8 protein-coding genes are annotated in these 9,405 nt (G+C 73.0%); 7 read left to right on the top strand and 1 reads right to left on the bottom strand.

What is annotated here, in order from left to right:
- Positions 1-73: 73 nt before the first annotated feature.
- The gene (locus ABZ885_RS29995; RefSeq protein WP_360195320.1) at positions 74-1,171 is read right to left on the bottom strand and encodes an alpha/beta hydrolase-fold protein; all 1,098 of its coding nucleotides are present in this window, start codon (positions 1,169-1,171) and stop codon (positions 74-76) included.
- 357 nt (positions 1,172-1,528) lie between these two features.
- Between ABZ885_RS29995 and ABZ885_RS29990 the strand changes: the two genes are divergently transcribed.
- From ABZ885_RS29990 to ABZ885_RS29960, 7 genes are all read left to right on the top strand, one after another.
- Positions 1,529-2,548, top strand: a complete 1,020-nt coding sequence (locus ABZ885_RS29990) for a sugar ABC transporter substrate-binding protein (RefSeq protein ID WP_360195317.1) — start codon at positions 1,529-1,531, stop codon at positions 2,546-2,548.
- On the top strand, positions 2,545-3,576 hold the full coding sequence (locus ABZ885_RS29985) for an ABC transporter permease (RefSeq protein ID WP_360195314.1): 1,032 nt from the start codon (positions 2,545-2,547) through the stop codon (positions 3,574-3,576). Before ABZ885_RS29990 ends, ABZ885_RS29985 begins: the two co-directional genes overlap by 4 nt.
- Entirely contained in the window at positions 3,573-4,406 is an 834-nt protein-coding gene (locus ABZ885_RS29980) for an ATP-binding cassette domain-containing protein (RefSeq protein ID WP_360195311.1), read from the top strand. Before ABZ885_RS29985 ends, ABZ885_RS29980 begins: the two co-directional genes overlap by 4 nt.
- Before the next feature lie 41 nt (positions 4,407-4,447).
- Positions 4,448-5,509, top strand: coding sequence for an ROK family glucokinase (locus tag ABZ885_RS29975; protein WP_360195323.1), 1,062 nt, complete (start codon positions 4,448-4,450; stop codon positions 5,507-5,509).
- Between the two features lie 244 nt (positions 5,510-5,753).
- Positions 5,754-7,550, top strand: a complete 1,797-nt coding sequence (gene ggt, locus ABZ885_RS29970) for a gamma-glutamyltransferase (RefSeq protein ID WP_360195308.1) — start codon at positions 5,754-5,756, stop codon at positions 7,548-7,550.
- A 147-nt stretch (positions 7,551-7,697) separates the two neighbouring features.
- Positions 7,698-8,501: an exodeoxyribonuclease III gene (locus tag ABZ885_RS29965; protein ID WP_360195304.1), complete on the top strand. Its 804-nt coding sequence runs from the start codon at positions 7,698-7,700 to the stop codon at positions 8,499-8,501.
- Positions 8,502-8,699: 198 nt separating this feature from the next.
- On the top strand, positions 8,700-9,299 hold the full coding sequence (locus tag ABZ885_RS29960) for a hypothetical protein (RefSeq protein WP_360195301.1): 600 nt from the start codon (positions 8,700-8,702) through the stop codon (positions 9,297-9,299).
- The last annotated feature ends 106 nt before the right edge of the window (positions 9,300-9,405 follow it).

Here is a 9,405-nt window from a genome sequence, read left to right as displayed (position 1 = left end):
CCGACGACGCCTCCGCCCCGTGGCCGGCCGGCCTCACCGGCCTGGCTCCCCCTTCCGTTCCGGCGTCAGGTGCCTACGGCTGGGCGGGGATGATGCCGGTGAGCCACTGGAAGACGCCGGGCACCATGTTCTTCCAGACGTCGCTGGAGTGCGGCCCGGTGGTCTCCTGGACCTGCACCGTGGTCGGCGCCTTCGCGACGGCGGCGATGGCCTGGCCGTCCTCGTAGCCGTCGCCCTTGTTGCCGGAGATGTACAGCGCGACCTTCGGCGGCTGGGCGGCGGTCCTGACGATGTTGACCGGGTTGTTGGCCTCGCGCAGCTTCGCGTCCTTGCCGACCAGCGAGTCCTTCTCGGTCGCCGGGTCGTTGTAACCGGAGAGGCTGACGCCGGCCCGGTAGCGGTTGGGGTGGGCGAGGGCCAGCTTGGTGGCGCAGTGGGCGCCGGCCGAGTACCCGGCGACCGCCCAGCGGTCGGGGGAGGCGTCGGCGCGGAAGTTGTCCAGCACCATCTGCGGGACGTCCCGGGTCAGCCAGGTGTCGGCGTTGACCTTGTTGGGCACGTCGGTGCAGCCGGCGTCGGTGCTGTTGCCCAGCAGCAGGGTGCGCGGCGAGACCAGGATGAACGGGGCGACCTTGCCCTCCTGCATCAGCGGCTTCAGCTGCTCGGAGACCTTCAGCGTCCCGTACCAGGTGGAGGAGGAGCCCGGGAAGCCCGGGATCAGCTCGACGACCGGGAACTTCTTGTCCTTGTACGCCGGCTCGTGGTACTGCGGCGGCAGCCAGACCAGCACCTCCCCGTCGACGCCGGACAGCTGGCCCTTGAGGTCGGTCTTCTGGACGTCGTTCGGCACCTTCGGGTCGTCGACGCTGCGGAACTGCTGCGTGACCTTCGGCGGCTTGGCGTCCCCGCCCGCCTGGGTGCCGCCCGGCTGCGAGCCCTGGCCCGGCTCGGCCGGCGGCACCGACGGAACCGCCCGGACGTGCTTGCCGGTGCCGAGCAGGTCGTCCCAGCTGCCGTAGATCAGGTTGGCGTTGTTGACCATGACGAAGACCATCAGCACGGCCGTGACCTGGCAGAAGAGGATCATCGCGAGCCTGGACAGGATCCGCACCGGCCGAGGTCCGCGGACCTTGCCCCAGAGCAGCAGGGCCACCGCGATGGAGATCGGCACGAGGACGATCGTGCAGAGGAGGAATGGCGTACCTGTCAGTTGCATCAAGTTCTCGTATCCGGGTTCAAAGCCGCCCCGGGCCCCACTCGCCCGGAACTCGCTCCAATGGCATTGGACGGCGTGAAACGGGGATCGGTTGCCGTCCGAATCTGTGCGGAACCTGAGAGGAACATCACGTTTCCGTGGTGATCCCTTTTCGGGCCCGCCATAGTCTGCCACCCTGACGGCCCGCGTCCGGACGTGGTGCCCAGCCGACTCCCAGGATTGCCCCCGGCCATGCACGATACCGCCCGGACGGCCCCGGGCGGCGGGCGAGGCGGTGCAGGACGCACTCGACGGGCCAGCGAGACTATGGGGATGAGCAAAACCCGCTTTCGCCCTTCCCGCCGGCTCCGGCCCCTCTGTGCGGCGCTGGCCCTGCTGGCCGCCGTGGCCGGCTGCAGCAGTACCGGAGGCCTCCGCGCCGAGCAGGCCCGCGCCAAGGCCGCGGCCGCCGCCGGCAGCGCCGTCACCACCCCGCGCTGGAAGGTCGCCATGGTGACCCACGCCGGCGCCGGCGACGCCTTCTGGGACACCGTGCGCAAGGGCGCCGAGCAGGCCGCCGCCAAGGACAACATCACCTTCCTGTACTCCAACGACGCGCAGACCCAGAACCAGGTCCAGCTCGTCCAGGCCGCCATCGACCAGAAGGTCGACGGCCTGCTGGTCACCCTCGCCAAGGGCGACGCGATGGCCGACGTGCTCGGCAAGGCCAAGGCCGCCGGCATACCGGTGATCACCATCAACTCGGGCCAGGAGTACTCCGCGAAGTTCGGCGCCCTCACCCACGTCGGCCAGGACGAGTCCACCGCCGGCCAGGCCGCCGGCGCCGAGCTGGCCGCCCGCGGGCGCAGGAACGTCCTCTGCGTGATCCACGAGCAGGGCAACGTCGGCCAGGAGCAGCGCTGCTCCGGCGCCCAGTCCAAGGCCGGCGGCTCCTTCCAGGTGCTCTACGTCGACGGCGTCAACATGCCCGACGCGCGTGCCGCGATCGCCGCCAAGCTCCAGGCCGACCCGTCCGTCGACACCGTGCTGACCCTCTCCGGCTCGATGGCCGCCACCGGCCTGCAGGCCGTCCAGGACGCCCGCCGCACCGTCGAGCTGGACACCTTCGACCTGGGCCAGGCCGTGGTGGCCGGCCTCAAGGCCGGCAGCGTCGGCTTCGCCGTCGACCAGCAGCCCTACCTCCAGGGCTACGAGGGCGTCGACCTGCTCTGGCTCCACCGCTCCAACCTCGACATGCTCGGCGGCGGCAAGCCGGTGCTGACCGGCCCGCAGATCCTCACCAAGGACAACGCCGACGCGCTCGCCGAGTACGTCGCGAGGGGGACGCGTTGAGCACCACCGACGTCCTCGTGCAGGAACGCCCGGCGGCGGTGCGCCGGCTGCTCGCCCGGCCCGAATTCGGCGCGCTGATCGCCGCCGCCGCGGTCTTCCTGGTCTTCGCCGCCCTGGCCGAACCCTTTCTGCAGGTCTCCTCGCTCGGCACCGTGCTGTACGCGGCGTCCACCATCGGGATCATGGCGGTGCCGGTCTCGCTGCTGATGATCGGCGGCGAGTTCGACCTCTCGGCCGGCGTGCTGGTCACCACCGCCGCGCTCACCTCGTCCATGGTCAGCTACCAGCTGACCGCCGTGACCTGGGTCGGGGTGGCGGTCTCGCTGGCGGTCACGCTGGCCGTCGGCTTCTTCAACGGCTGGATGCTCGGCCGGACGCGGCTGCCGAGCTTCATCGTCACCCTGGGCACCTTCCTGATGCTCGCCGGCGCCGACCTGGGCGTCACCAAGCTGGTCTCCGGCACCGTCTCCACCAAGCCGATCGCCGACATGGAGGGCTTCGCCTCCTGCCGCTGGCTGTTCGCCTCCGAGGTCACCGTCGGCGGGCTGACGATCAAGGCCACCGTCTGGTGGTGGCTCGGTCTGCTCGCGGTCGGCAGCTGGGTGCTGCTGCGCACCCGCTTCGGCAACTGGATCTTCGCGGTCGGCGGCGACGCGGCCGCGGCCCGGGCGGTCGGCGTGCCGGTGGCCCGGACCAAGACCGTGCTCTACCTCGGCGTCGGCTTCGGCGCCTGGGTGCTCGGCCAGCACCTGCTGTTCTCCTTCGGCACCGTGCAGTCCGGCGAGGGCGTCGGCAACGAGCTGATCTACATCGTGGCGGCCGTCATCGGCGGCTGCCTGATCACCGGCGGCTACGGCTCGGTGGCCGGCTCCGCGCTCGGCGCGCTGATCTTCGGCATGGCCAGCAAGGGCATCATCTACGCCCAGTGGAACCCCGACTGGTTCAAGTTCTTCCTCGGCGTGATGCTGCTGCTCGCCGCCCTGCTGAACTCCTGGGTCAAGCGCCGCGCCGAGAGGGGACCGCGATGACCGAGCTGCTCGCCCTGGAGGGCGTGGGCAAGACCTACGGCACCGTCCGGGCCCTGGAGGACGTCTCGCTGAGCCTGCGGGCCGGCGAGATCAGCTGCGTGCTCGGTGACAACGGCGCCGGCAAGTCCACCCTGATCAAGATCATCGCCGGGCTGCACCGGCACGACGAGGGCACCTTCACGGTCGGCGGCGAGGAGGTCCGCTTCGACTCCCCGCGCCAGGCCCTGGACCGCGGCATCGCCACCGTCTACCAGGACCTCGCCGTGGTGCCGCTGATGCCGGTCTGGCGGAACTTCTTCCTCGGCTCCGAACGCGGCCACCGGCGGTGGGGCGGCCTGCGGCTGGACGCCGACGGCATGCGCGCCACCACCCGCGAGGCGCTCACCCGGATGGGCATCGACCTGCACGACGTCGACCGCCCGATCGGCACCCTCTCCGGCGGCCAGCGCCAGTGCGTCGCGATCGCCCGCGCCGTGCACTTCGGCGCCAAGGTGCTCATCCTGGACGAGCCGACCGCGGCGCTCGGCGTCAAGCAGTCCGGCGTGGTGCTCAAGTACGTCACCGCCGCCCGCGACGCCGGCCTCGGCGTCGTCCTGATCACCCACAACCCGCACCACGCCTACCTGGTCGGCGACCACTTCACCCTGCTCCGGCGGGGCCGGATGGCCGGCAGCCACCCCCGGGACGGGATCGGCCTGGAAGAGCTCACCACCGAGATGGCCGGCGGCTCCGACCTCGCCGAGCTCGCGCACGAGCTCGGCCGACCCGCCGACCCCCGGCCCCGTGGGGCCACCGACCCCCAGCCCCGTGAGGAGAGCCCGCAGTCGTGACCAGCCCCAACGCCGCCACCCGGCCGCCGGTCCTGCCCAACCTGCTCGGCCTCGGCCCGCGCGCCGAGCGGCGCCGCCGCGCCCTGCCCGCGAGCCTGCTGCGGCTGCCCACCATCGGCGTCGACATCGGCGGCACCAAGGTGGTCGCGGGCGTCGTGGACGGGGAGGGCAAGGTGCTGGAGAAGCTGCGCACCGACACGCCCGACAAGTCCAAGAGCCCCAAGGTGGTCGAGGACGTCATCGTCGAGCTGGTGCTCCAGCTCGCCGACCGGCACGACGTCCACGCGGTCGGCATCGGCGCGGCCGGCTGGGTCGACGCCGAGCGCTCCCGGGTGCTCTTCGCCCCGCACCTGAACTGGCGCAACGAGCCGCTCCAGCAGGTGCTCAGCGAACGGCTGCGGTTCCCGGTGATCGTGGAGAACGACGCCAACGCCGCCGCCTGGGCCGAGTGGCGGTTCGGTGCCGGGCGCGGCGAGGACCACATGGTGATGCTCACCCTCGGCACCGGCATCGGCGGCGCCGTCGTCCGCGACGGGTACGTCGACCGCGGAAAGTACGGGCTGGCCGGCGAGTTCGGGCACATGCAGGTGGTGCCCGGCGGCCACCGCTGCCCGTGCGGCAACCGGGGCTGCTGGGAGCAGTACTCCTCCGGCAACGCCCTGGTCCGCGACGCCCGGGAACTGGTCGCCGAGGAGTCGCCGGTGGTCCAGCCGCTGCTGGCCCGGGCCGGCGGCACCGTCGAGGGCATCACCGGCCCGCTGGTCACCGAGGCGGCCCAGGCCGGCGATGCGACCGCCACCGAGCTGCTCTACGAGGTCGGCACCTGGCTCGGCGTCGGCATCGCCAACCTGGCGGCCGCGCTCGACCCCGGCCGCTTCGTCATCGGCGGCGGCGTCTCCGAGGCCGGCGACCTCCTCCTCGCCCCGGCCCGGGACACCTTCCGCCGCACCCTCACCGGCCGCGGCTTCCGCCCCGAGGCCACCATCGTGCACGCCGCCCTCGGCAACGAGGCGGGCCTGGTCGGCGCCGCCGACCTCGCCCGCCAGGTCGCCCGGCGCTTCCGCACCATCAAGCGGCGGCGGGTCGAGCGCGCGGTGCCGTAGCGGGGGTGGGGTGGGGGCTGGTGGCGGCCGGCGGGGACGGGTGACAGATGACAGCCGACGGGTAACAGATGACATATAACAGATGATGAAAGTTGTCAGCTGTCATCTGTTACCCGTCGGCTGAAACCTGCCGGGCGGACGCCGCCGGCCCGTCAACTACCCGTTGGTAGCGTCGCGGCCCTGTTGTCGGGGTCATGGCTCCTGTGAAACAACGGAGTTGACGTCGCCTCAGGAGGAGTTCCGGATGAGAGCCCTGGCCCGCATCGCACCGCCGATCCTGCTCGCCACCACGCTGGTCTGTTCCGTAGCGGGGCCGGCCGGGGCGGTCTCCCCGCCGGTCTCCCCGCCGCCCAAGGTGCCGGAGGCCGTGGGCTGGGGCGGCGCGGTGGCCAGCGTGGACGCCGACGCGACGGCCGCGGGCATCGAGGTGCTGCGCAAGGGCGGCAACGCGGTGGACGCCGCCGTCGCCGTCGCGGCCGCGCTGGGCGTCACCGAGCCGTACTCGGCCGGGATCGGCGGCGGCGGGTACTTCGTCTACTACGACCACGCCACCGGCCGGGTCTCCACCATCGACGGCCGGGAGACCGCGTCCCGGACCGCCGACACCGGGCTGTTCCTGGAGGACGGCAAACCGCTGCCGTTCGCCGACGCCGTCACCAGCGGGCTCTCCGTCGGCGTGCCGGGCTCCCCGGCGACCTGGGAGACCGCCGTCCGGCTCTGGGGCAGGCGCTCCTTCGCCGACGCCCTCAAGCCCGCCCAACGGATCGCCGAGCAGGGCTTCACCGTCGACCAGACATTCCAGGACCAGACCGCGCTCAACCAGGCCCGGTTCAAGGACTTCCCCGACACCGCCCGGCTCTTCCTGCCCGGCGGCGCGCTCCCGGCCGTCGGCTCCACCTTCCGCAACCCCGACCTGGCCGCCACCTACCGCCAGCTCGGCCGGGAGGGCACCAAGGCCCTCTACCAGGGCGACCTCGCCGCCGACATCGTCGACACCATCCAGCACCCGCCGGTCGACCCCGCCTCCGGCCGCAACGCCCGCCCCGGCAAGGTGGACGCCACAGACCTGGCCGGCTACCAGGTCCGCCGGCAGCAGCCCACCCACGTCGCCTACCGCGACTACGACCTCTACTCGATCGCCCCGTCCAGCTCCGGCGGCACCACCGTCGGCGAGGCGCTGGGCATCCTGGAGGACGGTGACCTCGGCCGGTACGACGGCACGCAGTACTACCACCACTTCCTGGACGCGAGCCGGATCGCGTTCGCCGACCGCAATCGCTGGGTCGGCGACCCGGCGTTCAACGACGTGCCGGCCAAGGAACTGCTCTCCGAGCGCTACGCCGCCTCCCGGGCCTGCCTGATCAGCCCCGACCGCGCCCTCACCAGCCCGCTCGCCCCCGGCGACCCGCGCCACCCGGCCGCCTGCGCCACCGCCGGCCCCGCGCCCGCCGCCGAACCGTACGAGGGGCTCAGCACCAGCCACCTGACCGTGGCCGACCGCTGGGGCGACGTCGTCTCCTACACGCTCACCCTGGAGCAGACCGGCGGCAGCGGCATCACCGTCCCCGGCCGCGGCTTCCTGCTCAACAACGAGCTCACCGACTTCAACTTCACCCCGCTCGTCCCCGGCGTGCCCGACCCCAACCTCCCCGGCCCCGGCAAGCGCCCGCGCTCCTCGCTCTCGCCGACCATCGTGCTGCGCGACGGCGAGCCGCTCCTCGCAGCCGGCTCGCCCGGCGGCGCGACCATCATCACCACCACGCTGCAGGTGCTGCTCGGCCGCCTCGACCGGGGCCTGAGCCTGGAGCAGGCGATCGCCGCACCGCGTGCCAGCCAGCGCAACACCGCCGCCACTCAGGCCGAGCCGGCCTTCCTGGCCCTGCCGGAACGGGCCCGGCTGGAGGCGCTCGGCCACGTGTTCGCCAGTACCCCCGAGATCGGTGCCGCGACGGGCGTCGAGCGGCTGCCGGACGGCCGCTGGGTCGCCGCCGCCGAACCGGTGCGCCGCGGCGGCGGCTCGGCGGCGGTGGTGCGGCCCTGACGGTGGTGCGGCCCTGACGGCGGTGCCGCCCCGAGGCGGGCGGACGCGCGGACGCCGGCCGGTTTGTCGGTGGGCGGCGGTAGATTCGGGGTGGGCGTCCCGCCGGGCGCCCACCCGTCGTCCGAACCACCGGGAAGGCCGCAAGCCGTGACCGTCCGCATCGCCACCTGGAACATCAACTCCGTCACCGCGCGGCTGCCCAAGCTCCTGGAATGGCTGGAGAGCGCCAAGCCGGACGTGCTCTGCCTCCAGGAGCTCAAGTGCGCCGCCGACGCCTTCCCGTACGAGCAGGTCCGCGAGCTCGGCTACGAGACGGCCGCGCACGGCACCGGCCGGTGGAACGGCGTCGCCATCGTCTCCCGGCTCGGCCTGGACGACGTGGTGCGCGACCTCCCCGGCCAGCCCGGCTACCTGGCGGACGACGCCCTGCTGCCCGACGTCGAGCCGCGCGCCATCGCCGCCACCTGCGGCCCGGTCCGGGTCTGGTCCGTCTACGTGCCCAACGGTCGCGAGGTCGGCCACGCGCACTACCGCTACAAGCTGGAGTGGCTGGAGGCGCTGCGCCTCGCCGCGCTGGACGACGCCGCCGGCCCGCGCCCGTTCGCCGTCCTCGGCGACTTCAACATCGCCCCCACCGACGAGGACGTCTTCGACGTCGCCGCCTTCGAGGGCCTCACCCACGTCACCCCGACCGAGCGGGCCACCCTGGCCGCCCTCGCCGAGGCCGGCCTCCAGGACGTCGTGCCGCGCCCGCTCAAGTACGACCGCCCGTACACCTACTGGGACTACCGCCAGCTGGCCTTCCCGAAGAACCGGGGCATGCGGATCGACCTCACGTTCGCCAACAAGGCCTTCGCCGACGCCGTGACCGACAGCTACGTCGACCGCGAGGCGCGCAAGGGCAAGGGCACCTCCGACCACGCCCCGGTCGTGGTCGACCTCGACCTCTAGGACTTCAGCCGGTCGCAGGAGGCCTCGGCAGGGCCTCCCGGGGCCGTCACCGCCCGTAGCCGGGCCTCCCCCGAACGGTCCTGAGCGGTGGCCGGGCCGGGGGAGGCTGCCTAGCGTCGGTGAGTGACTGGGTGTAGCTGTTCGATCACGTGGACTTCGGAGTCCCCGGCTGCGCCCGAGAATCCCGGAGGTTCCGGCATGCGCCCCACGCGTACGGCCGCCGCCGCCCTGATCGGCGCGACGGTGCTGACCGGCCTGACGGCCCCGCTCGCGCTGGCCAAGGACGGCGCCGCCTCGGTCAGTCCGTCCCAGGCCGCACCGGGCCAGACCGTGACGGTCACGGTCTCCTGCGAGAAGTCCGACAAGCCCAACGCCAAGACCATCACCGCCAACTCCCCGGCGTTCGAGGGCGGCCCGGCCACCCTCACGCTCGGCTCGGACGGCCGGCACACCGGCTCCGCCCGGCTGGCGGGCAAGTCCAGCGGTGACAGCAAGGTGGACGGCACCTGCCCCGACGGGGCCTCCTTCTCGACCAGCGTCACGGTGACCACCGTGAGCACCTCCTCGCCCGCGCAGGGCCTCGGCTCCTGGAGCGAGGCGGCCGGGGAGTGGGCCGGTTCGCTCGGCCAGTCCGGTGCGGGCAGCCAGCAGGTCGCCCCGCACGGCGCGGTGAAGACCGGCCTCGGCGGCTCGGTGGCCGGCAACCCGGCCGAGCTGGCCGGCGGAGCCGCCCTGGTCGTCGGCGGCATCGGCGGGTTCTGGCTGCTGCGGCGCCGCGGCGGCGTCGGCTCCGCCTGAAGAGCCACCACCCCCACGGTGCCGGAAGCGGTGCCGGAAGCGTCTACGCCCTGGCCACCGTGCTGTACGAGCTGCTGGCCGGCTTCACCCCGTTCGGCGGCGGCCA

The sequence above is a fragment of the Kitasatospora sp. NPDC047058 genome, from assembly GCF_040643935.1.
Lineage (GTDB): Bacteria > Actinomycetota > Actinomycetes > Streptomycetales > Streptomycetaceae > Kitasatospora.
The sequence above is the reverse complement of the archived record's forward strand: the minus strand, read 5'-3'. Positions and strand labels throughout refer to the sequence as shown.

Excerpts from the sequence above, each read along its gene's own strand:
- ABZ885_RS29990 (WP_360195317.1), top strand. The coding sequence starts at position 1,529 with ATGAGCAAAACCCGCTTTCGCCCTTCCCGCCGGCTCCGGCCCCTCTGT.
- ABZ885_RS29980 (WP_360195311.1), top strand. The coding sequence starts at position 3,573 with ATGACCGAGCTGCTCGCCCTGGAGGGCGTGGGCAAGACCTACGGCACC.
- ggt (WP_360195308.1), top strand. The coding sequence starts at position 5,754 with ATGAGAGCCCTGGCCCGCATCGCACCGCCGATCCTGCTCGCCACCACG.
- ABZ885_RS29960 (WP_360195301.1), top strand. The coding sequence starts at position 8,700 with ATGCGCCCCACGCGTACGGCCGCCGCCGCCCTGATCGGCGCGACGGTG.